Source organism: Mesobacterium pallidum, assembly GCF_019966535.1.
In the GTDB taxonomy this organism is placed as follows: domain Bacteria; phylum Pseudomonadota; class Alphaproteobacteria; order Rhodobacterales; family Rhodobacteraceae; genus Mesobacterium; species Mesobacterium pallidum.
On the sequence record NZ_JAIMID010000021.1, the window covers coordinates 1 to 22,827 of the forward strand.

23 protein-coding genes and 1 pseudogene are annotated in these 22,827 nt (G+C 58.0%); 21 read left to right on the forward strand and 3 right to left on the reverse strand.

All coding sequences use genetic code 11. The features are described from left to right. The first annotated feature begins 474 nt into the window (after positions 1–474). A complete protein-coding gene (locus MF270_RS23135; protein ID WP_009574101.1) occupies positions 475–684 on the forward strand; it encodes a helix-turn-helix transcriptional regulator in 210 nt (69 codons plus the stop codon). A 77-nt stretch (positions 685–761) separates the two neighbouring features. Next, entirely contained in the window at positions 762–962 is a 201-nt protein-coding gene (locus MF270_RS23140; protein WP_009574102.1) for a hypothetical protein, read from the forward strand. Here the strand turns inward: MF270_RS23140 and MF270_RS23145 are convergent. Next, positions 956–1,534 (reverse strand): hypothetical protein, encoded by a 579-nt coding sequence (locus MF270_RS23145; RefSeq protein ID WP_009574103.1) that lies wholly within the window; start codon positions 1,532–1,534, stop codon positions 956–958. The two genes, MF270_RS23140 and MF270_RS23145, sit on opposite strands and share 7 nt — an antisense overlap. Before the next feature lie 132 nt (positions 1,535–1,666). Between MF270_RS23145 and MF270_RS23150 the strand changes: the two genes are divergently transcribed. The 14 genes from MF270_RS23150 (at position 1,667) to virB11 (ending at position 13,070) form a co-directional block, all read left to right on the forward strand. Then, positions 1,667–1,981 (forward strand): hypothetical protein, encoded by a 315-nt coding sequence (locus MF270_RS23150; RefSeq protein WP_009574104.1) that lies wholly within the window; start codon positions 1,667–1,669, stop codon positions 1,979–1,981. A gap of 79 nt (positions 1,982–2,060) precedes the next feature. Next, positions 2,061–2,618: a lytic transglycosylase domain-containing protein gene (locus MF270_RS23155; protein WP_009574105.1), complete on the forward strand. Its 558-nt coding sequence runs from the start codon at positions 2,061–2,063 to the stop codon at positions 2,616–2,618. Positions 2,619–2,634: 16 nt separating this feature from the next. Beyond that, entirely contained in the window at positions 2,635–2,916 is a 282-nt protein-coding gene (locus tag MF270_RS23160; protein ID WP_009574106.1) for a TrbC/VirB2 family protein, read from the forward strand. Positions 2,917–3,039: 123 nt separating this feature from the next. Beyond that, the gene (locus MF270_RS23165; RefSeq protein WP_009574107.1) at positions 3,040–3,318 is read left to right on the forward strand and encodes a VirB3 family type IV secretion system protein; all 279 of its coding nucleotides are present in this window, start codon (positions 3,040–3,042) and stop codon (positions 3,316–3,318) included. Then, entirely contained in the window at positions 3,308–5,686 is a 2,379-nt protein-coding gene (locus MF270_RS23170) for a VirB4 family type IV secretion/conjugal transfer ATPase (protein WP_238368162.1), read from the forward strand. The genes MF270_RS23165 and MF270_RS23170 overlap by 11 nt, the downstream gene beginning before the upstream one ends. Then, positions 5,683–5,892: a hypothetical protein gene (locus MF270_RS23175; protein ID WP_009574109.1), complete on the forward strand. Its 210-nt coding sequence runs from the start codon at positions 5,683–5,685 to the stop codon at positions 5,890–5,892. The genes MF270_RS23170 and MF270_RS23175 overlap by 4 nt, the downstream gene beginning before the upstream one ends. After that, entirely contained in the window at positions 5,889–7,001 is a 1,113-nt protein-coding gene (locus MF270_RS23180) for a lytic transglycosylase domain-containing protein (protein WP_009574110.1), read from the forward strand. The genes MF270_RS23175 and MF270_RS23180 overlap by 4 nt, the downstream gene beginning before the upstream one ends. Beyond that, positions 6,998–7,765 carry a type IV secretion system protein gene (locus MF270_RS23185; RefSeq protein ID WP_238368163.1) on the forward strand — a complete coding sequence of 256 codons (768 nt, stop codon included), beginning with the start codon at positions 6,998–7,000 and terminating at the stop codon, positions 7,763–7,765. Before MF270_RS23180 ends, MF270_RS23185 begins: the two co-directional genes overlap by 4 nt. A 59-nt stretch (positions 7,766–7,824) precedes the next feature. Next, a complete protein-coding gene (locus MF270_RS23190; protein WP_238368164.1) occupies positions 7,825–8,199 on the forward strand; it encodes a hypothetical protein in 375 nt (124 codons plus the stop codon). After that, the gene (locus tag MF270_RS23195; RefSeq protein WP_009574113.1) at positions 8,200–9,213 is read left to right on the forward strand and encodes a TrbL/VirB6 family protein; all 1,014 of its coding nucleotides are present in this window, start codon (positions 8,200–8,202) and stop codon (positions 9,211–9,213) included. It abuts the gene before it with no gap. Positions 9,214–9,230: 17 nt separating this feature from the next. After that, positions 9,231–9,911 carry a VirB8 family type IV secretion system protein gene (locus MF270_RS23200; RefSeq protein ID WP_009574114.1) on the forward strand — a complete coding sequence of 227 codons (681 nt, stop codon included), beginning with the start codon at positions 9,231–9,233 and terminating at the stop codon, positions 9,909–9,911. Between the two features lie 5 nt (positions 9,912–9,916). Continuing rightward, positions 9,917–10,639, forward strand: coding sequence for a TrbG/VirB9 family P-type conjugative transfer protein (locus MF270_RS23205; protein ID WP_009574115.1), 723 nt, complete (start codon positions 9,917–9,919; stop codon positions 10,637–10,639). Between the two features lie 2 nt (positions 10,640–10,641). Then, positions 10,642–12,066, forward strand: coding sequence for a TraB/TrbI/VirB10 family type IV secretion system protein (locus MF270_RS23210; RefSeq protein ID WP_009574116.1), 1,425 nt, complete (start codon positions 10,642–10,644; stop codon positions 12,064–12,066). Continuing rightward, positions 12,066–13,070, forward strand: coding sequence for a P-type DNA transfer ATPase VirB11 (gene virB11, locus MF270_RS23215; protein ID WP_009574117.1), 1,005 nt, complete (start codon positions 12,066–12,068; stop codon positions 13,068–13,070). The genes MF270_RS23210 and virB11 overlap by 1 nt, the downstream gene beginning before the upstream one ends. Before the next feature lie 840 nt (positions 13,071–13,910). Here virB11 and MF270_RS23220 read toward each other — a convergent pair. Together MF270_RS23220 and MF270_RS23225 are read right to left on the reverse strand one after the other, a co-directional pair. After that, on the reverse strand, positions 13,911–14,705 hold the full coding sequence (locus tag MF270_RS23220; RefSeq protein WP_009574118.1) for an IclR family transcriptional regulator domain-containing protein: 795 nt from the start codon (positions 14,703–14,705) through the stop codon (positions 13,911–13,913). Positions 14,706–15,182: 477 nt separating this feature from the next. Beyond that, positions 15,183–16,270 (reverse strand): annotated as a pseudogene (locus tag MF270_RS23225) (IS3 family transposase). 349 nt (positions 16,271–16,619) lie between these two features. Here MF270_RS23225 and MF270_RS23230 point away from each other — a divergent pair. The 5 genes from MF270_RS23230 (at position 16,620) to MF270_RS23250 (ending at position 22,349) form a co-directional block, all read left to right on the forward strand. After that, positions 16,620–17,672 carry a TRAP transporter substrate-binding protein gene (locus MF270_RS23230; protein ID WP_009574122.1) on the forward strand — a complete coding sequence of 351 codons (1,053 nt, stop codon included), beginning with the start codon at positions 16,620–16,622 and terminating at the stop codon, positions 17,670–17,672. A gap of 60 nt (positions 17,673–17,732) precedes the next feature. Continuing rightward, complete coding sequence (locus MF270_RS23235) at positions 17,733–18,323, forward strand: TRAP transporter small permease (RefSeq protein WP_009574123.1); 591 nt, start codon at positions 17,733–17,735, stop codon at positions 18,321–18,323. Further along, positions 18,320–19,642, forward strand: a complete 1,323-nt coding sequence (locus MF270_RS23240; RefSeq protein ID WP_009574124.1) for a TRAP transporter large permease — start codon at positions 18,320–18,322, stop codon at positions 19,640–19,642. The genes MF270_RS23235 and MF270_RS23240 overlap by 4 nt, the downstream gene beginning before the upstream one ends. A gap of 330 nt (positions 19,643–19,972) precedes the next feature. After that, the gene (locus tag MF270_RS23245) at positions 19,973–20,677 is read left to right on the forward strand and encodes an alpha/beta hydrolase (RefSeq protein ID WP_009574125.1); all 705 of its coding nucleotides are present in this window, start codon (positions 19,973–19,975) and stop codon (positions 20,675–20,677) included. A gap of 280 nt (positions 20,678–20,957) precedes the next feature. Next, entirely contained in the window at positions 20,958–22,349 is a 1,392-nt protein-coding gene (locus tag MF270_RS23250; RefSeq protein ID WP_040403090.1) for a hypothetical protein, read from the forward strand. The last annotated feature ends 478 nt before the right edge of the window (positions 22,350–22,827 follow it).

Consider the following 22,827-nt stretch of genomic DNA (forward strand, 5'->3'; position numbering starts at 1 on the left):
CAGCAGGATCGACGAGCTCCTGCCCTGGAACTTCAACCCGGCAAGCTGATCCCGCGTGGGGCGCAGACAGCGCTTACGTCTCAAGTGCGCAATGAGGTCTTCTTGTTGTGAGTCGGAGTCCCGTATGAGGTCGACTTAATTGCAAGAAACTTCGATCAAGTAACAATTTTCCGTTCTTAAAAAAGAGATTCTCTCGAGATTTGAATGGTTTCGGCACTTCAACATTAATAATTCGCCCACCACCTCCTCCCTGTGGGCGAATTTCGGGCGGTACCGATGTTGTCGGTGCCGCCCTTTTCCGAAAGAGCGATTGAACAGTAAAGAATGTGTACGAGACAGCTCAACCCGTGACTTGGATATCTGCAGGCATCCCATTCCGGCGATCTCGCGCCGCTCTAAGATTTCTACTCTACACCTCTGAATGTAACGTATTTCGCGTGGTGATATTTCGTGCAACGTGTCCGTTTCACGGGCATGAACTTGCGGGACCGTGTTGCACTGAACATTCAAGACTTGAGACGCGCCCGCGGCCTCAGCCAGGAGGAGCTTGCTCATCGGGCCAATGTGAGTCGCGGCCATATGGGCAAGGTCGAGAACGCCAAGTTCGCGGCCTCCCTCGACCTTCTCGAACGCATCGCCCGGGCGCTCAATGTCGACCCCGAAGTACTCTTCGCGAAGCGCTAGTCCGTTTCCTTAGGCTTTGATCCAGTCCCCCAACGCGAGGGACATAACTGCAAGAACGGTACGAGTGGCGCGGGTACATGGCGAAGAGAAAGACAGGCTGGCCTTTCCAGGAAGGGTTTCTGAACGACGGGGAGCAGGAGATCCACCTGTTCACCGATTACCGTTGGAATGATGGCTCGGTGAGCCGCCACTGGCATGTCGATCCGGAACGCTTTGATGCTTGTCTGGCCGAGCTACGCCCAATTTCCCTGAAGCCCAGTGATAGCTCAGATCAGTAAGAAAACCACTCCGAGTGGCCCATGTTGCTCTCGTAGTCGCCGTACTCGACCATGATGCTGCGGGAATAGAAGTGCCAAAGACCGCCACCGCTTGGGTAGGCGATCTCCTGACCGCTTTCCGAGATGAATGTCGCGGGCCAGGGCGTGTGGGAACCGTAGACCCGCTGGATGTAGCGGCAGGTCCGGTTTTCGCGATCGCAGGAACGGATCGACCAGTCCCACTGACGCGGCTCGTCGCGCGGCTCGTAGGAGCGTCCGGTGAACCAGATCACATGGGTCCGGTTCAGCCATTCGTATTCCGGCAGATTGGTATCTAGCTCACCCTCGCCGCCGGGCCCGCCCAACTCGACCGGCACATGGGCAAAGGTGCAGACCCCGAAGGGCGGAAGGCTCGGCCAGGGCGTGATACGGCGGATCATGGTGCGATAGGCGCGAGCACAAACGGCGCTCGGGGGGAAACCACCCGCCATACAAAGCATGATGGCGCAATCGATGTCATAGGCCTGCGCCTTCTCAGGGGCTCCGAACACCGCCATCGCCCCCATCACAGCTGCCATCGCCTGTCGCTTCATGTCGCTCTCCCGCAAAAGTTGAGCAGACTATCGCTCAATATGTAATTTTATGCAATATGGCGTATTGACTCCATATGACTTTATGGCCTTAGTGTCGTGAAGTAGAAGGGCTCTCGTGGGGAGAGTCCGAACATGCCGATAGCGCGCAACCAGATCCTGATCACCATCGATGGTGTCAAAGACTTGTCCGAGAAGGGCATCGCGTACCGCTGCCGGTATGAACTCGTGGGGTTCACGGACGATGGCAAGCCGCGCTACCAGTGCATCTACCTGCGCGAGGGCGAGCCGGAAGCCATTCTGGTCTCGACCCGGATCACCCCGCACGGGCCAGAGCCGCGGTATTTCAACATATGGCCGGGGCTCTTCAAACATCATCTCGAGTTCGGTGACGGGCGCGATCTGCGCTTTGGTCCTGAGTACAGCATCACCCTCGAGGAGCGCGGCTGACGTCATCGCCTTCGGCCGCGACGGGACAGCCCGGACATCCGGCTGGACCTTTCATGGCGAGCGGCCTGTATGGGCGGGGTTGGATGATCGCTCTGAAGCCGAAGTCATTCTGGCCTCATTGGACACCGCGCCGCTGTCCGGTCGCGACGACATCCTCTTCCTGATCCGGACGACTGCTGACCGCCACCAAGGGAACCGTGCCCTGCGCCAGGTTGGTCTGGGTGCCGACGACTGGCAGGTCCTGTTCCACGCCCTGGTCGAAGCTGAAAGCAGCTACAATCCGACTGCCGTGAGCCCCAAGGGTGCCTATGGTCTTGGCCAGCTGATGCCGGACACGGCACGTGCCCTCGGAGTCGATCCGCGCGATCCCTCGCAGAACCTCGACGGCGCGGCGCGCTATCTGCTCGCGCAGCTCGCCACGTTCAAAGACATCGACCTGGCGCTGGCAGCTTACAATTCCGGACCGCACCGGGTGGTCGAATATTCCGGTGTCCCGCCTTTCACCGAGACCCGCGACTACATCGCGCGCATCCACCGGATCCGGTCCCGACTCGCGGGTACACCTGTTTCCGCGCCGAACATCCGCGTCGCTGCCCGGGTGCCTGCGCGCGCTCCGGTCCTCATCGATCTTCAGTAAAATAAGGGAACTTCGCATGCTCAGACATCGCCTCAGCCGCCTCTTGCCTGCCGCCACAACCCTGGCGGCTTTCGCAACGCCCGCTCTCGCGCAGGACTTGTCGCCTATCCAGACCATGCTGGAAACCGTCGAGGCCGCGCTGACGGGTCCGATCGGGATCGCGGTCGCCACGCTCGCGGTCATCGGCACCGGCTTCATGTGCATGATGGGGCGGCTGAACTGGGGCTGGTTCGCCTCGGTCATCATCGGGATCGTGCTGATCTTCTCGGCCGGCACCATCGTCGACGGCTTCTCCTGAGGTTGGCCGATGACTTTTCCGCACACTCGCATCCTCCGGTCGTCTCGAACGCGTTTGCACTGCAAACGCTGCCTCGAGACGTCCTACGGATTCTTCATTTCAGCTAAGCGGGAAAGCATCTAGTTGGCAGAACGATCCCCCCTCTTTCTGGGCCTCGCCCGACCGCCCAAGTATCTGGGTCTCCCTGTCGGATACCTGGTGGTGCTGGCGACCGGGGTCGTTCTGCCGTTCATCTGGACCAAGTCGATGGTGTTTTTCCTGATCGGCCTTGTCGCCTATCCGATCCTCTGGTTCGTCGCCGACCGTGAGCCGCATTTCTTCGAAGTGCTGCGCGTCTCCTTTGGATCAGTGCGCCCGACGAAGAACCGGGCCCTGCACGGAGGCGACAGCTTTGGCGCTTGATGCGGGCACACTTTCCACTCACGGAACTGTTCTCCTTAAAGCGGGCGGCGCGGAGTTCGCGCGGGAGAGCTATCTCGCGGAGCACTTGCCGTATTTCGCGCTCGCGGATGACGATGTGATGGTGCTGCGCGAGGGCGACCTCTTGGCGACCCTGCGCCTTGATGGTCTGAACCCGATGACTAGCGAAGACGCCCGGCTTGATGCGCTGAAGCGCGCGGTCGCCGCCATCGTCGCCCAGACCGGCAACGCCTTCGGTTTCTACATCCACCGGATCTCCGTGCCGCAGGATCTCGGGATGCGCCCCATCGAGGGAGACAGTTTCGCAGCCGCGATCGACGCGCGCTGGCGGGCCCATGTCAAAGACCTCCGCCCCGCCAAGCGCCAGCTCTATCTCAGCGTCATCCGGCGCCCGGACATCTCCGCGCGCATCCCGCTTCTGCGCGCTCTGGCCCGCAAGGCCTGGGTCAAGGATCGCGCGACACGCCTGCAGGAGCTGACCGAGGTCATGGGCTTCTTCGAGGTGGCGCTTGCCTCGGCCAATCCAGTCAGGCTCACGAAGTCGGACGGTGAATGGCTGGGCTATCTCAATACGCTGAACGCAGGCAGCTTCTCCCCCATCGCCTTCGGGCAGAGCGCCCTGCCCCTCTCGCATACCCTGAGCAACTGTCGCGCGACCTTTGATGGCGATGTCGTCACCCTGACCGACGTCGTGACCGGTCAGGTCAAATACGGCGCGCTCTTCTCAATGAAGTCCTATCCGGCGCTGACCGACGTCACGCTGCTCGACGCGCTCGACCTGCCGCTCGACATCGTGCTGACGAACTCCTTCAGCCCGATCCCGAACAACATCATGGCCGAACGCATCCAGCGCATCATCCGCCAGATGCACGCCTCCGACGATGCGGCCGTCTCCTTGCGCGAACAGCTCGGGCAAGCAGCCGACGACCAGGAAGCGGGCCGCATCGCCTTTGGCGACCATCACCTCTCCATCGCGGTCTACGCCCCGGACCGCGATACGCTCGAACGCGCCGCCGCCCAGATCAAACGCGTTGGCCAGGAGATCATGTCGGTGATCGTGCGCGAGAACATGGCGCTGAAAGCCACGTATTTTGCGCAGTCGCCCGGCAATTTCGGCTACCGGGCGCGGAAGACGCCGATTTCCTCGATCAACTTCGCGGATTTCGCGGCCCTGCACGGCAGCGTCGAGGGGCGTGGGCCGGACCAGTCACCCTGGGGCCAGACCATCTCGGTCCTGCCGACGGTTGGCACCTCGGGCTATCGGTTCAATTTCCACGAGGCGGGCAGCCCTGGCAAGGAACCGACCGTTGGCCATACCCTTGTGCTGGGGCGCACTGGCACCGGCAAGACACTGACCACTGCTTTCCTCGCAGCACAAGCGCAGCGGGTCGGCGCGCGGCTCTTTTTCTTCGATAAGGATCGCGGGCTTGAGATGGCCGTCCGCGCCCTTGGTGGACGCTACAACGAAATCCGTGCCGGGGTGCCCACGGGGCTCAACCCACTCGCTACGGAGACCGACGAGCGCGGCCGAGCCTGGCTCTCGGACTGGCTCGCGACCCTTCTCACACGCAATGGAACCCTCTCGGGCGAGCAATCTCGCCATATCCAGAGCGCCGTCGGCCAGAACGCCGATGCGGGCGCGACCTTGCAGCGCTTTGTCAGTTTCGAGACCCTGTTCAAGTCGCTCGATGACGACGGCGAGTTGCAATCCCGCGTCGCCGAATGGGCGCCAGGTGGGCGCTATGGCTGGGTCTTTGACGAGCCCGAGCGCGGCGCAGGCCTCAAGCTCACGGGCGACATCGTTGGGTTTGATATGACCGAGATCCTCGACATGACCACCGAGCGCATGGCGGTGCTCTCCTACATCTTCCGCCAGATCGAACGCGTGGTCGAGGATCGCCGCCCCACCATCATCGTGCTCGACGAGGCCTGGAAGCTCTTGGACGATACCTATTTCGGGGCGCGGCTGGAAAACTGGCTGGTTACGCTTCGCAAGATGAACTGCGTCGTGATCATGATGACGCAATATCCGAGCCAACTGCGCGACAGCCGCGTCGGCAAAACCATCGTCGAGACGGTGCCGACGCAGATCCTCTTCCCGAACGATCGTGCTGCTGTCTCCGATTACGATTTCCTGCGCGTGAACGCCAAGGAGGCCGCGCTCCTCGTCCAGCCCACCATTGGCCAGCGCATCGCCCTTGTCCGCTCGGCGGGCGACAGCGTCTTCGTCGACGCCGACCTCTCCGCCTTGGGCAACCTCCTTCCCATCCTTGGCGGCGGCGCCACAGGCGAGGCGCGTGTGCCCGCCGATTGGCGCGCCAATCCCGATTTCTGGAGACATGTGATATGAGTTTGAAACCTCTCCTCGTGCTTTGCGCCGCCGCAAGCCTGCTGTCGGCTTGCGAGAAATACACCGAGAAAACCTCGCCCTGCTTCGGACGCAATGGCGAGCCGCAGGTGACGCGGTCCGCGCTTTCCTTCTCGACCATGGGCGCACCGGCTCAGGAGACGGCCAAACCCGACTGCACCTTCGAGCCCCTGCCCCGTCCGGAATGAGCCGCGCCGCGATCATATCCGCCGGGCTTTGCCTTGGCCTCGGCGCCCTGCCCGCACATGCCCAGGGAGTGCCGACACAGGACAATTCCGCGATCGGTCGCGCCATCGCGCGGGTGACGGCGCTGGTCGAAGATCTGGGCGTCCAGCAGGACAAGGATCGGACCGAGTCCACGCTCGCCGATGTCCAGGCCGACCAGTTGCGCGTTCTCGAAGAGATGACGGCAGCGATCACCGGTCCCGGTTTCGATATCCGCGCGCTCGAGGGCAATGCGGATTTCGGGGTGGCGGCGGTCTATCCGAACACCGATCCGAGCCCGATGAACAGCCGCCTCTTCGGCGAAGGCCGTGAGACCGTCGAGATGATGATCGTCGAGGTCGCGGGCGAATTCGCAGGCGCCCCCGGTGTGGCCCGTGCCGGGCTCTCGGCCACCCAGTGGCGCTGCCTCTTCCAGGCCCTGATCAAACAGGAAAGCCGCTTCAACGTCGCCGCCGAAAGCCCGGTCGGGGCCTATGGCTTGACCCAGCTCATGCCCGGCACCGCCTCCGATCTTGGAGTCGACCGCTATGACGTGAAAGACAACCTGCGCGGCGGCGCACGTTATATCACCACCCAGCTCAATCGGTTCGGCAATATCCCGCACGCGCTTGCAGCCTATAACGCAGGCCCGGGCCGGGTCATCGAATATGGCGGCGTGCCACCCTTTGCCGAAACGCAAGGCTACGTGCGCAATATCTCGAAGTTCTACAACGAGTATCTCGCCGTGGTGGGCGGTGCCGATGTGCTTGGCACGCTCTCACCTTCAGACTTTGCGCTCGCCGAATATGCCAGCATCTCCGAGGCCGGCGTCTATTACGCCGCCGACAGCTCCGCCACCACCGAACAGGTCATCAACCGGTTGCGCGCGATCATCTTGCAGATCGATGCGCAGCCCAATGCCAAGGCGGCTTGGGAACTCAACACCTACGCCAAGGCCGAGATCGGCCGCATCCTCAACCTCCGCGTCCGGCTGATGGCCGCCAACCAGCAGCGCGAGGCGGCCTATGCGCAGCACCTCGTGGCCGACCGGCTGGCCGAGCGCGACTTCATGCAGATGGGAGTTCCCGAATGAGACACCTTCTCCTGACCGCCGCGGCGGTCACAACACTCGGGCTCGCTTCGCCCGCTGCTGCCCAAGGCGTCCCAACCTTTGACGGCTCGGCATTGCAGCAGTTCGTGGCCCAGCTCGAGCACATGGCCGAGGACCTGAATGTCCAGATGCAGCAGCTCGCGACCATGCGGCTGGAACTGGAAACCCAGCTGTCGCAGCTGACGAACCTCGAGGCGCAACTGACCTCGCTCATTGAAAGCAGTGGGCTCGGAGAACTCTTCGCCACGGTCGAAGAATTCCGCGCGCTGCGTGGCAAACTGGTGGCCCCGCTCAATACCGCGCAATCGCTGGCGAGCGGCGATTTCCTGAGCGGCTTCAATCCCGGCGCGGAACTGTCGGCCTCGGTCGAACGGGTGCTGTCGGGCAGTGGCTTCACCTCGGAGCGCCTGAGCACGCTCTCAGGCTCCGACCAGCCCGCCGACAACCGCATCGCCACCTCAGCCGGGGCCAGTGCCATGCTGTCGGTCGCAGCGCAAGAAAGCCATGAAGAGGCAGGCCACAGCCTCGAACGGCTCGAGACAATGGTCGGGCTCATCGACGATCAGGACGGGCTGAAAGCCGCCGTCGATCTGAACACTCGTGTCACCGCCGAGCTCGGCATCATTCTAACCCAGATCTGGCGGCTGGAAGCAGCGCAAGGCGTGAGCGCCGGCCAGCTCGGCGTCGTCGATGCCGCAACCCTCGCGGATGAGCGCAAGTTCCGCTCGATGGCGGTGGATCCATGAGAATGTCCATGACCCGCAGGTTGGCGCCAATCCGGTCTCTTGGTCTCGCAGCACTTGTCGTGAGTGCCACACCCAGTGTTGCGTTGGCCCAAACCCCGACCACGCAGCCATCCGGTGACACACCCTTCAGCTCGATGGCCATCGCGCGGGAAGCAGAGGACAATTGCCGCATTCCAAAACCGCCCGCCGATCTGGCCGAGACCGCCTATCTGCGCAACGGCTACCGCGCGATCCTGCGCATCCTTGTTGCTGAAGAAGCCCTCGCCTCGGAAACCTGCACCTGCCTGCTGGATCAGTTCACCTGGGATCAGGCGCTTGACGCCCTGCCCCGGTTCCAGACCTCGGACAATCCGCGCCTGCCTTTCAAGGTACTCGATCTCTACGCTCAGGCCGATGCGCTCGAGGCGCAAGTCGTGGAGGCCTGTGCCGAGTAGATGGGCGTTATTCGCGACATCCTGAGCCAGGTCGACGCCGCGGTGGATACCGTGGCGCAGGACGGCTTTGTCTCCTCGGCGGGTGCCGTCGGCGACGTGATCTCCGCCGGGGCCGCACTCCTTGTCGTGCTCCTCGGGATCAATGCGGTCATGCAACTCCGCCCCCTGCCCTTCGGCACCGGCTTTGCCTTCGGGATGAAGGTGGCACTGGTGGGGATATTCGCGCAAAGCTGGGACAATTTCAGCGTCATCTATGACATCGTCACGCGGGTTCCGGACTCCGTCGGTGCCTCGATCCTGGCGCTCACCGGCTCGGGCGACGAGGCCGGGGTCTATGAAAGCCTCGACAACATGGTTGCCCGCATCACCGCCTATGGCGATACGATCGGCGACCGCGCGGGCTGGGTCTTCGGCGCAGTCTTGGGCGCAATCTTCTTCGTCCTTTCAGCCGTCTTTGCCGCCGTCACCGCCGGGATCATCGCCTTCGCCCGCATCGTCTTCGCGCTGATGATCGTCATCGCCCCCTTCATGATCGTGACCTCGCTCTTCAAGCCGACCCAGTCCCTCTTCGAGGCCTGGACCCGCGCCACCATCGGCTATGCGCTCATGCCGGTCGCGGCCGCCGGGGCCGCGGGCATCATCGTGGCGATCGCCGAGGCCATCGGGGACGCCTCCGCCGATCCCGGTGACGTCGAAACCGTCAGCCTCATCCTGCCCTTCCTCGTGATCCTGATCCTCAGCGCCGGGATCATGGCCTCGGTCCCCTACATCGCCTCCAACCTCACAGGCGTCGTGGGCATTGCGTCCAATGCCGTGGGCCTGACCGGGCTTGCACGTCAGGGCTTTGTAAACACACGCCAGTACGGCACGGGCGCAACCTCGCGCCTCGTCACCGGCAAGTCTCCCCATGAGCTGAACCAGATGGCGAACGCGGGTGTGGTGAAGACCGGCGAGATGATCCGGCAAAGCCCCGGCGCGCTTCTCTCCGCCGCCAAGGCCTTCCGCAAACCCTGATGTGAAAGACGATTGACTTGAAGAAGCTTGTGACCAGTTCCCCCGCGCCCGATCGCGATGCTTTCGAGGCGGATTTCATCTACGGGCCAAGACGGCGCGAACGCTTTGCCTGGTTCGTCGCGGCGGCCGGCGTTTTGGCCGGCGTGGCCGGCATGGTCGCGGGCGCGAGCCTTTTTCCCCTCAAAACGACCGAGACCTTCGTGGTCGTTGTGGACAAGGAAACCGGCGAGATGGATCGGGTCGCCGCCGTCCAGGCGCTGACCCTTTCCGAGAGCGACGCCATTATCCAGGCCAATCTCGTGGCCTATGTCGACGATCGAGAGACCTATGACCTGACCGATGGCGAGCAACGCATCAACTCGGTGCTCGACCGCTCGGATGGCGACGCCGCTCGCACATTGCGCGATCTCTGGTCCTCCACCAACGAGGACTACCCGATCACCGTCTATGGACGCGACGCCAAGATCGAGGTGGTGATCAAGTCGGTCAACCAGATCGAGCGCGGCGTGGCCCAGGTCCGCTTTACCCGCACGCTGCGCCGTCCCCGCGACACCCGCACCGTCACCCGGTCCTATGTCGCCACTGTCGGCTATGACTTCCAACCCGAAACCCGCCAGCGCCTTCAGGATGTCTGGGCCAACCCCTTGGGCTTCGTGGTGACCTCCTACCGCGTCGACGCCGAGACCTTGGAGAACTGACCAAGATGAAATCCCTGCCCGCGCTCCTCCTGGCGCTTGCCATGCCCGTTGCAGCATTCGCCGAGGCCACGCCGCAAGGCGGTCCGCTCGATATCCGCATCCGCACTGCTGTCTACAATGAAAACCAAGTCTACCGGATCGAGACCGATCTTCGGCATTCGACCACGATCCATTTCGGGGCGGGCGAGCGGTTTGAAGCAGTGATTGTCGGCGACACCGAAAGCTTCCAGGTCGATCCAATCCCCGAGCTTGGCAATGTGCTGACCATCAAACCGCATGTGGCCAATGCCTCCACCAACATGACGGTCATCACAAACCGCCGCACCTATTCCTTCCATCTGCGCGAGGGCTCGATTCCGAACCGCACCGGCATGTTCTTCGAGGTGCGCTTCCGCTACCCCGACGAGGAACGCCGCGCGGCGGGTGCAACCCAGCCCAAAGGCTTCGAGGCACCGCGCAACTATAACTACCGCGTCTCGGGCGAGGGGGATTTCCGCCCCAGCCATATCTACGACGACGGGCGCTACACGTATTTTGTCTTCCCGGAGAATGGCCGCCAGCCCGCCCTCTTCAAGGCAGATGACCAGGGCCGCGAGCGCACGGTGAACTGGACCCAACAGGGAAACACGGTCCGGGTGCTCGGGGTGAACACCTACTGGACACTGCGCATCGGCGGCGAGGCAATTTGTGCCTGGCGCGACGAGAGCGCGATCTACGTGAGCAACTGACCATGGCCGATCAAACTCCTCCCGATCTTCAGGACCGCCTTGACCAGTTCAGCCAGCGCGGCAAATCCAAACGCCGCGGCAACAGCCTCGGGGTCGGCGCGCTCGCCGCTGCTCTTGCCCTCGGCGGAGCCGGGGTGGCGTATTTCCTGGCCACTGGTCTGCAGGAAGGCGACAGCGCGCTTGAGACCTCCGATGTCGAGACCTTTCAGGACCGCCGCCCCGGCACCGGCGGGCGGCTGGAGTTTCCGCCTGACGAAACCGAGCAACGGGTCAATGAGGCGCTGATCGCCGTCGAGGAAGCGCTTGATGTGCCTGCGGCCCCTGCCCCGGAACCGAGCGCCGCGGTGCTGGCCGAGATTGCCAAGCTGCGCGAGGCCCTCGCCGCCAGCCAGGCTGCGCGCAACTCGGAAATCCAGTCCGCCGTTGCGGACCTGCGCGAGGCCTTCGACGAACAGAAGGCGGCGCTTGAAGCACTTATTGTGGAGAAAGAGGCCGAGCTTGCCAACCTGCAGCGTCAGACCGAGACTCGCATCGAAGGTTTGCAGGCCATGCTCGATGCCGAACGCGCGCAGCGCGAGGGGCTCGAGGCCGAGCTCGACCGCGAGGGGCTGATCGCCGATCAGCGCCTTCTCGAAGAACGCCGCCGTCAGGAAGAGGAGCAGCGCCTGCGCGAGGCCGAGCGGGTTGCCGAGGAGCTTCTGACCGCGCAGATCAAATCCCCTGCCGTGGTCTACGCCGATGGTCCACGAGGTGGCCAAAGTGGCGCGGCGGTTGCCGATCCTGCTGCCGCTGGCACTGGCGGGCCGGTCCGCTCGGGCAATGAGCAGTTCCTGCAAAGTGCGCGGCCGCTCGAAGTGCAGGAGGCCGCGCGTCTCACCCATCCTGAGCGCACCCTGACCCAAGGGTCCGTCATCCAGGCCGCGCTTCAGACCGCCATCAATAGCGATCTGCCTGGCTCCGTGGTCGCGGTCGTCTCCGAGCCGGTCCCGGCGTTTTCCGGGGACCGGATCCTGATCCCCCGGGGCTCCCGCCTTTTTGGCCAATACCGCTCCGGGATCGAGATGCACCAGAAGCGCATCCTGATCCTTTGGACCCGTGTCCTGACACCGGACGGCACCTCGATGGAAATCGCCGCCGTGGGCGGAGATCAACTCGGTCGCTCGGGGCTTACTGGCCTCGTCGACACCAAGTTCGCCGAGCGCTTCGGCGGTGCGGCGCTGATTTCCGTGATCGGGGCGGCACCGGCCGTGGCGGCGGAGAGTGCTAACAACGAAACCACAAGCATCGTCCTTGGCGATGTCGGCAGCGACCTTCAGGATGCCGTCGGATCGGTCATTGCCGACCAGGTTTCGATCGCACCGACGATCTATGTCGATCAGGGGGCCTCGGTCACCGTGCTCGTGGACCGGGATGTGGTGATTTACTGATGGAGCAGGCATCACCAGCCTCATACCTCGAACGCTATCTCGACCCGTTCCGCGACCTCCTGAAGCGCGACGACGTTGTCGAAATCGCTATCAATCCGGACGGCAAGGTCTGGCTCGAGGTCGCAGGCGACGCCACCATGCGCCACGAAGGTCAGACCGTGGATCGCACCACAGCCCTCAACATGGCCCAGACCATCGTCGGCGACGCCAAGGCCCGCGTCTCTGAAAAGAACCCGCTCGTGTCCGGCAAGGTGGAATATGCAGGCCGGCCCCTCCGGGTCCAGGTCGCCGTGCCGCCCGCCATCGATCGCGGGGCCTCGATCACCATCCGTCTCTTCGCCGCGGGCAACGTCCGGGACTACGCGCCCACCTATCTCTTCGGCAAAGCCGTCTCGCTCGACGCGCTCCGCGCCGAGAAGATGAAGAACATTGCCAGTCTTGCCGAAGAGAACCTCGAGGCTGCCCTACAGACCCTGGTCGAGGCACGGCTCAACGTCCTGATCAGCGGCGGCACCTCGACCGGCAAGACAACCTTTGCTCGGCACCTCCTGACCCATGTGAGCGAGCACGAGCGGCTGATCACCATCGAGGACGCCTTCGAGCTCTTCCCCGGCCAACCCAACACCGTCGCCCTCCTGGCCGACCGCGGTGCCGGGTCGCAACGCAGCGCCAACGCCCTCCTTCAAGCCTCCCTCCGCATGCGCCCCGACCGCATCATCGTTGGCGAGCTGCGCGGCGCCGAGGCCCTGACCTATCTCGAAGCGATCAACACGGGCCATGGCGGATCGGTTTCCACCATCCACGCGGAAACCGCAGAGCTCGCCATCGACCGGTTGGCGATCATGGTGCTGCAGGCTGGGACGCCGCTGACCTTTGCCGAGGTGCGGGAATATATCCGGAAGTCCATCGATGTAATCGTCCAGCTCGGGCGGGTCGAGGGGAGGCGGGGGATTACGGAGTTCTATCTGCCTGGATCGCGAGACGTTCCGACAGAGCGAGCGTAGAGCGAAAATACCCTATTTCGTCTATGACAGGCACAGGTGTTCCCGTAATTTAGGAACATTAGTAAGAGTTGTTAAGGTGTATTGCCTGAAAAGGTTCACGATTTGAAAGGACGAATTGAGGAGCCTTTAGATTACTAGAGGCTTCGCAGCCAAATTTTAAGGCAAGGTAGGCGACATTGGGACCAAAAGTTTCAGCACAAGTTTAAGCGGGATGCGATGCATCAGATTACAGTGCGGGTATTCGGGAATTGAGACCTCGCGACGTTTGGGTGGCGGTACGCACCTCAACCCGATTAGCTTTGGGTTACCGATATTACCTAGATCATGACTTATGAAGGCTTGCTGTACATGTGCGTCGTCAATGACCTGTTCTCACGCCGTGTGGTTCGCTGGGACGCCTGTTGTGTGTGAAAGAACACTGAACTGGCTCTGCAGGCTCTATTGATGGCCGTATAGCGGTGTAAGCCAAACGGTGAAGCCTCGGTAGGCTCGGAGCAAGGCCCGCAATTCACAAGCCGGAAGTGACAGACGTTCTTGTACCAGCGCCGCCTAGACCCGCGCATGAGCCGACCTGGAAACAGCTATTACAACATAGTGGTCGAGAGTTTTTTCCAATCTTTGAGACGAGAGCGGATCAGGCGACGAGTATATCAAACACGCGATGAAGCAAGTCGTTACATGTTAGACAACATCAAGTATTTCATGAACTAAAACGACCGCACACGAGCAACGGAATACTGCCGCCCATTGATTTCGACATCAAGCAGCAGACCTGAACTAAGCAGGTGTATAGAAAACTAGGGGCATCTCGGTTCTTGTAAAGAGTTGCTTAGTTTCCTGTTAGAGTGACTGAGAAAGTCTACTGGCGTGCATTTGCAGAGTTGGTAGGTACTCTTCCTGTAACTTTTGCGTGCTGATCCTCGCGCTGGAGGCGCTCATGCTCATAGCTGCGACTACGTTTCCTTGGTTGTCTAGAACTGGTACAGCCATAGAGACCATTCCCTCTTCAAGTTCATTGACGGTGATTTCGAAGCCAACGTTCTTGACCTTTTTGATTCTCTCGGAAAGCTGATCTTTATTAGTTATTGTTACTGGCGTAAGCTTTTGGAGCTTATTTTTGTTCAAGTATTTGGTTAGAATTTCATTTGACTGTGCCGCTAAGAGGACGCGCCCTGTGGCGGAAGCGTATGCTGGCAGACGTCCACCTAATTTGGCGAGGCTGGAAACTATTCTTTCAGCTTCAGCACGAGCGACAAATACCGCGTAACCTTCCTCGAAAATTGCTAGCGAAATTGATTCGTTCAATTCGTCCCGAGCAGCCTCAAGATGTGCCTCCGCCAATTGGGGCAATGAGGCTGACTCATAGTAGGCTGCGCCGAGGCGAAGCATTCTTGGAGTTGGTCTATATTTGGACCCCTGTCGAAAGAGGTATCCAGCATCAGCAAGTGTGAGCAGGCAGCGCCTAGCGCTCGCCCGTGACAGACCCGCCAACTCTGCTGCACTGGCGACTGTGAGGTGCTCGTGATTCGACCCGAAAGCCTCGATAATTGTTAAGCCTTTGGCCAAGCCTGCCATGCCTTCTGGGGCGCGAGCTTTCGAAGGTGCAGGCTTCTTAAAGTTTGCGCCATCTGTCATTGGAAATTGTTTACCTGCTGTTTTGGTGTGATCAAACCACTATTCCGAATGCGGGGCTAAAGTAAGAAACCCATTGATTACCGGTTGATGCTGATCTCTATTTTTGTTCATAGGCACAGTTCGATTGCACCAATTGGTTGATCGCCGAGGTTACTCTTCCCCGTAAGGACTTATCATATGACTCCAGTGAAGGGCATGCCAAGAGCAATGTAGCCGTTGCTCTGCACGCCAACTCTGGACCACCCGAGGCTGGAGTTTTCGGGGTTTGTTCGCGATGATGGGCTGGTTGCGCCGTCGGGAAAGTGCAATAAGTTCGGGGCGTTGCATCCGATTTCGCAATGCAGTCTGTCGTCGCTTTAGTGTCTACGCCAATTCTCCAGCATTTTACCTGCATCTGCAAGGCTCTTGAACCAGTGGGGGGTGAGATGGTCCCTATTTCCCGGACAGTTTTGCGGCGCTGCTAAGCTTGCCTGTTGATCATGCCGCCGCCTGGAGGTCAGGGCCCTGATGGGCCTCGACCGGTGTTCTGCCGCCGAGCGCGGAATGCGGGCGCTCGGTGTTGTAGAAGTCGATCCACTTGCCGATGCCTGTCCGGGCTGCCGACCCGGTTTCGAATGCGTTCAGATAGACGCATTCGTACTTCAATGACCGCCATAGCCGTTCGATCATGACGTTGTCCATCCAACGACCTCGGCCGTCCATGGAGACTTTCACCGTCGCGTCGTGCAGGATCTGCGTGAAGCGCGGACTGGTGAACTGGCTGCCCTGGTCCGTGTTGAAGATCTCGGGCCTGCCATGCAGCCTGAGCGCATCCTCCAGCGCCTCGATGCAGAACTCGGTATCCATCGTGTTCGACAACCGCCAGGACAGAACCCTGCGCGTGCCCCAGTCCATGATCGCGACCAGATAGAGAAAGCCGCGCCGCATCGGGATTTAAGTTATATCGGCACACCAGACGTGGTTGGGGCGTGTGATCACCAGGTCCCTGAGCAGATACGGATACTTGCGGTGCTCCGGATGCGGCACCGTCGTCTTTGGCTTCTGGTAGACGGCCCGCAGGCCCATCCGCGCCATCAGCCGCCGGACGCGCTTGCGTCCGACGCAATAGCCCTGCTTACGCAGGTGCCTTGCCATCTGACGGCTGCCATAGAACGGCGTCTCCATGAACTGGGCATCGATCAACTTCATCAGCGCCAGGTTCAGCGGCGTCTCCGTCCTGCCCGGGCCATACCATGCCGACCGGCTGATCCTGACCAGAGCGCATTGCCGGGTGATCGACAGCACGAGGTGCCACGGATCGATCATCTCTCGCCTCCGGGCCATGCTCACCGCCCGGAGGCTTTCGCTAAAAAATCCCGTTCCACAACGAGCTGGCCGATTTTGGCGTGCAACTTCTCGATCTCGCCGTCCTTCTCGGCGGCCTTCGCCTCGGCTTTGCCCGAGAAAATCCCGGACATGCCCTCGAGCGCCTGCCGCTTCCAGGTGTCGATCAAGGTCTGATGCACGCCATGCTTTGCCACCAGCTCGGCGACCGTCAGCTCGCCACGGATGGCCTCGAGCGCCACCTTCGCCTTAAACTCGGCTTTCGTTTGTCAGCCACGCTGTTCTTCCTCGTCATCGTTGGCGGCAAGCTTAGCAGTGTGTCCGGTTTTCAGGGACCACCTCACTCAGATCCAGTGCCGGACAGAAGCATGAGTGAATATCGACGACTGTTAGAACCCAGGGCAATGCAACCACACTTGAACCAGGTCTTCATTAAGGCTCGCTCTTGCCCCACGCGGAGCGTTGACAAGCGCGGCTCCAGTCAATATGGTTCGCTAATAGAACGTCGTTCGCTTATCGAACGTACGGAGGGGACTAAAGTTGCCCAAATAAAGGACTGGGTGCTTGGTGCGAAAAAACCGTGGAGGACGCATGAGGAAGATTTCGCTAAAGAAAGCTGTATTTGCAGCTTTTGTGGGAGTAGTTGGGACGTTGACAGTCGGCACCGTCGCGACGGCACAAGAGTTTACTCTGAAACTACATCAGTTTTTGCCTGCCCAGGCTCACGTGCCCAAGAATGTCTTGGACGTATGGGCCGACAATGTGGAGCGCGATTCCGGCGGCCGCATCAAAATTGAACGGTATCCTTCAATGCAACTCGGAGGCAGGCCTCCTGAATTGATCGAGCAAGTCACAGACGGCGCAGTTGATATCATTTGGACTGTAATCGGCTATACCCCTGGTCGTTTCCCGCGCACCGAAGTTTTTGAACTACCCTTCATTCTCCCGAACGCCGAAGTTGGATCTCGCGCCTTCTACGAGATGTTCGAAAACGAAATGAAGGACGAAGAGTTTAAGGATATGCATGTCCTGGGCGTTTGGACTCATGGACCGGGATCCTTTCATTCGTCCAAGCCCATCGTGAACTTGGAAGATCTGAGGGGGATGAAGATTCGCGGTGCGTCTCGCACGGTCAACATGCTTCTCGAAGAACTGGGCGCAACGCCGGTAGGAATGCCAGTTCCGGCCGTTCCTGAATCTTTGTCGAAGGGCGTGATTGATGCAGCGACTCTACCTTGGGAGGTAGTTCTAAGTTTGAAAGTTCCAGAACTTGTACACAATCACACGGAGTTCACAGGAAACGCTCTCTACACTGCCACGTTTGTGTTCGCCATGAATAATGCAACCTATGATGGTCTTCCTGACGATTTGAAGAAAGTGATCGACGACAATTCGGGCTTTGAATTCTCTGCCTGGGCTGGAGTTACTCAAGAAGCCTACGCGTCACCAAGCCGCGAAATTGCTCGAGAGATGGGGAACAGTATCGTAGTTCTGGATGAAGAACAGTCAAAGATCTGGAGAGATGCTGCGCAACCTGTCTACGACAAATGGGCTGCTGACATGGACGAGCGTGGTTTTGACGGCTCCGCTTTGATTGAAGAGGCAGAAAAGCTCATAGCGAAGTATTCTGCTGAGCAAAAATAAAGCGCGAAAAAAATATCTAGGGGTCAGGTGCGTCGAAGTGCCTGGCCCTTGAAGCGATGAATGAAACGGTTCCATGCATTGAGCGCGGCGCTAAAAATAAAATTCCTGTTGGGAGGGCCAGAATTGGCGACATATAGGTTCTTTGAGCAGCTATCAAAAGCTGCGGCAATATTTGGTGGTCTTGTATTGATTGGCATCACCATTTTGACATGTGCGTCTATTGCGGGTCGGGCAATGATTGGCCTAGGCCTAGGTCCAATCAAAGGTGACTTTGAATTGGTTGAGGCTGGTGTAGCAATAGCTGTATGTGCGTTTCTTCCTTGGTGCCAAATGCAGCGAGGACATGCGACCGTCGATCTTTTTACGAATATGCTTCCCATTGATGTAAATCGTTGGATCAATCTGATTTCTGAAGCGCTGATGGCGATGGCGCTGGCTGTGATGACTTGGAAACTGTGGGACGGAATGGCAAATAAATTCGAATATGGCGATACAACTTTTATCCTCGAGATGCCTGTTTGGTGGCCCTACTTGGCTTGTTTCATTGTTTTGGTTCTCGCGTGTGTCGTTGCGGCATATCTTGTATTCGCAAGAGCCGTAGAGGCTTCAACCAAGACCAACATCATTTCTGGCTCGGGAGCGGTCCATTGAGTGTTCTTGAAATAGGAATTTGGTCGTTTCCTGCCCTTCTTGTCCTAATCTTTCTCCGCATTCCCATCGGTCTGTCGATGTTGGTTGCCGGAGTGCTCGGCTCGTATCTAGTCACTGACAGTTGGTTGCCCATCTTGTCGAAAATGAAAAATGAGACTTACTCAACATTTTCAAGCTATTCGCTGTCTATCGTGCCGTTGTTCTTGCTTATGGGCCAGTTTGCAACTTTGGGCGGAATGTCGCAGGCGCTGTTTAACTCAGCCGAAAAATGGGTAGGGCACAAAAGAGGCGGCGTTGCTATGGCCGCTATTGGCGCTTGCGCTGGTTTCGGTTCGATTTGTGGTTCTTCCTTGGCCACGGCTGCTACAATGAGCCAGGTCGCTCTACCGGAACTGCGCCGGCACGGGTATTCTGGACAATTGGCTACAGGCACTCTGGCCGCCGGCGGGACGCTTGGGATTTTGATTCCTCCGTCGTTTGTTCTTGTTATCTATGCCATTCTGACGGAACAGAATATTGCAAAGCTATTTGTTGTGGCGTTTATTCCTGGGCTCCTCGCTGCTTTAGGATATATGATCGCAATTTCAATCTATGTTAGACTATTCCCCGAAACTGCCGGATCGAGGGAGAGAGCTCCCTATTCAGAAAGATTTCGATCGCTGATTGAGGTTTGGCCGGTAGTAGTGATTTTTCTTGCAGTAGTAGGAGGAATCTACTCCGGTTGGTTTACACCGACCGAGGGAGCTGCCGTTGGTGCCGCAGGAACTGGTCTTCTGGCTTTGATCAATGGCGGGCTAACTTGGAAGACACTTGTGTCGTGTCTGCTGTCAACAGCATCCGCAACAGCCATGATTTTCTTCATCGTTTTTGGTGCAAGTATCTACAATGGCTTTTTAGCTTTGAGCCAAGTTCCTGTCGAACTTGCGAATTGGGTAGTAGAGCTAGGGCTGAACCCGTGGGCAGTCTTGGTCTTGATTCTGTTGGTCTACTTAGTTTTGGGGTGCGTCATGGATTCTCTGTCTATGATTTTACTTACGATCCCAATTTTTTTCCCCATAGTCTCTGCGCTTGATTATGGGCTGGGAGCTGAGGAGTTTGCACTCTGGTTTGGGATCATTGTTCTTATCGTAGTGGAGGTGGGGTTAATTACACCACCGGTCGGTATGAACCTTTTCGTTATCAATTCTATGGCAAAGGAAACGCCTCTTTCTGCTACGTTTAGAGGTGTCGTGCCTTTCATTTTGTCCGATTTGATTAGGACTGCGATATTGGTAATGTTCCCCTCAATTACATTGGTGCTTTTGCGAATGCTTTACTGACCGTTGGCGGGATAGACTTCGCCTTTCTCAACTTAGTCTTCTTCCGCCTAAGTCGCACTTAATCTCGCAGAGCAGTGAAGTGAATGAAAATTCGGAGATTAACAGGTTAGCCGGAGTATGGAGCCCACATTACTTTGTGGGCTCCATACAAAATCCGAAGTCGATGTTGAGTAGCAGCTTAGGTTACTTCGCAAAAATTCAGGCATCCTGCCGTTGCCTAACTTTGCTAGGTAGCGGCGTACGACCTTCGGCAATGAAAAGTTGAAAGATGATCGACTCGAACGATGCCTTAGCCGTTTTCGAGGAATTTGGAATAACAAAGGAGGAATTATGCCTAAACGTACTTTTGTTTTGGTGCCGGGAGCCTGGTTTGGTGGCTGGGTTTGGCGCGATCTGGCTGAGCGACTGCGTATGCAGGGGTGTATCGTCACTACCCCAACACTAACCGGTCTAGGTGAGCGCTGTCATACTAATTCCAATTCTGCCGATCTGACCCTTCATATTGAGGATGTAGTTTCGCACATTCAAATGGAAGGGCTAGACAATGTTGATCTATTGGGGTGGAGCTACGGAGGTATGGTTATCTCCGGGGTGCACTCCAGAATCCCTGAAAAAATTAGATCTCTAATATTTTTCGATGCATTTATGCCTGATAACGGTATGTCGCTGGTAGATATGATAGATATCGATAAGCGGGAATTGTACGATACGGCACGAGGCGCAGACCAAAAAATTCCTCCCATTTCTATGAAGGCTTTCGGCGTTAACGATCCAACAGTACTTGAATTTGTAGAGCCGCGGACGTGCTTGCAGCCTTGGCGTACGTTTTTTGAGCCAGTTAGTGTTTCGCCTGACATCGGTCTAGTTTCGCAGTCTTATATACTTTGCACCAAATGGGGAATAGTTTCGCCTATGACTCGTTTTCTGCCTTTGGCGCTTACGCGCAAGGCGAATGTAATTAAAGTCAAAGGTAGTCATCTGGCAATGCTGACCGAACCAGATGAAACACTTGCTGCCGTACTATCCACTCCTTAAGGCGCCCTAAACCGATTCATCACATACATTTAGATTTGCTCAGATGTACCGCAGAAATCTCATATTATAGATGGCACAGTTTGCGGGCTAGCGCTGTAATTGATGGGCTACCGCTTCCGCGCAAGATGCCGATCTTTTGTGGGGGCAGTCAGTATCAGTTATAGAATCGCAAATTTCGTTTTCAGCGTGTGAATGCTCTGGAGGAGTGCCAAATTCATTCGGCTAACATTCTAGGGTGGAGATTTTCCTCCGAATTGTTGTTGTGAGGTACGTGAAAACAATGCAAATGGTTGCTCGCCAAAGATGGCTATCTAGAGCCTCATCCATTCTGCTGCTCGGTGGAACCGTTTTCACTCTCGCAGATTTATTAAGTGAAAATCACTTGTTTGCAGGAGCTGCGATGGTGTTGATCGTGTCTCACATTCTATTGTGCTGGCATTCCGTGCGATCGAACTCCAAAATTATGTTCCTACTCGCCATCCTATCTGGGTTGTTATTGATTCTTGCCGGGGGCGAGGTGGAAAGCCTTGCCCTTGCTGCGAGCCGCGCGCTCTACCTTCCAGCGCTGCTGACCGTCATGGCGATTCTGCGGGTGGCTGCGACACGTTCGAAAATCGTTAGCACCGCTGCGCACTTCCTGGTCACCCAGTCACCTTCACGGAGGTTTGCGCTTTTGGCAAGCGGAAGTCATATCTTTGGCATCTTGCTGAACCTTGGTGGTATCCAGCTTCTGTTAACGATTGCGTTGGCGCAGCGTAACCGTCTCGCGCCAACGCACGATATTGGAGAAGTACAGGGCCAGAGAATTACAAATGCAGTACTCCGCGGATTCGGAGCGACGATTCTTTGGTCGCCTATGGGCCTCGCGATCAACATGCTCATCCCAATGATGCCGAGCATCGATTACATTTCCTATTTGCCATATGGTCTCGGTCTAACTGTGATATTCTTCGTCCTAGGTTGGATCTTTGATCGCCTGGAAAACACGGTTCACCCTACATTTGTGCCACCGACTCATGAAGGCGCTGGTTTGGCGATGGTCGCGCTTCTCGGATTAGTTCTCTCTATCACGGGGTTATCGGCTGTTTCGGAGGCGCTGATCGGAATTCCATTACGTGCGGCAATTCTAATTGTTATTCCCTTAGTAGCGGTCCTTTGGGTGCTACTAACTGAAAGGCAACCCTTCTCTAATAGCCTGACATCCCTCGCCCGCGAAGGTTTCAAAGCGCTCCCGGATTCCACCAGTGAAATTTGCCTGATTGGGGCCAGTGCCTTTCTTGGTTTTACTGTTGTTGAAATACTACCAGACGATCATCTTCGAAAGCTGTTTGAGAGTGTTTCAATTAGTCCTGGCGCAGTGGGATGCATTGTTATTCTTCTTATGACAGCGGCTGGCCAACTTGGTTTATCGCCGATGGTAAGTGCGTTGGTTTGTACCGGTGCAATAATCTCATCAGGAATTGATGTGCCCGATCTGATATTGATGATAGCTGTCATGTGTGGCTGGTCTGGTACCATGCTCATTTCTCCATTTGCATCACCATTGGCGATCGCCGTGGCCTTGACTGGCAAGCCCGCTCATGAGGTTGGGCTGAAATGGAACGGCAGCTTTGTGGTGTGCTATTATTTGGTAATAATGATAGTACTTTTGATCGCAGGCGCGATGACCTGAGCTAATGGGATGAACAGCCTTCCCACCAACCCGCTGCTAGAGTGTCGGACTAGGTGGAGAGAGGAGAATCTGATGGCCATGCTTTCCTCTTTACTTTTTAATGTCTGGCGTAAGACCTGGGAGGCTACGCCGCATCTAAAGCGCTCTATAGCTAGTGGAAGCTTTGAAGTTACAAAGGTCTTTTTGCGCGGATAATGGCCGGCGTCGTTCAAGGACACGACGAGGACAAGACCTCAAAGTTCGCTGTAACCTACCTGAAGATGCTCCGTTGCGCGACCGGTAGGGTCTTTAAAAGAGGGAGCGATGCCACCTTATCTGTCGCACTAAGGGCGGCGTGGACACAAAACTTAATTCCAAACCCAAAGCAACGGACAGCCTGCGCGAAGTACAACCAGCGCCGCAATTGGGCCGAAAGCACGTTCGGCAGGCTCAAGGATTGGAGGTGTGTGGCGACGCGCCATGACCGAAGTCACAAGGT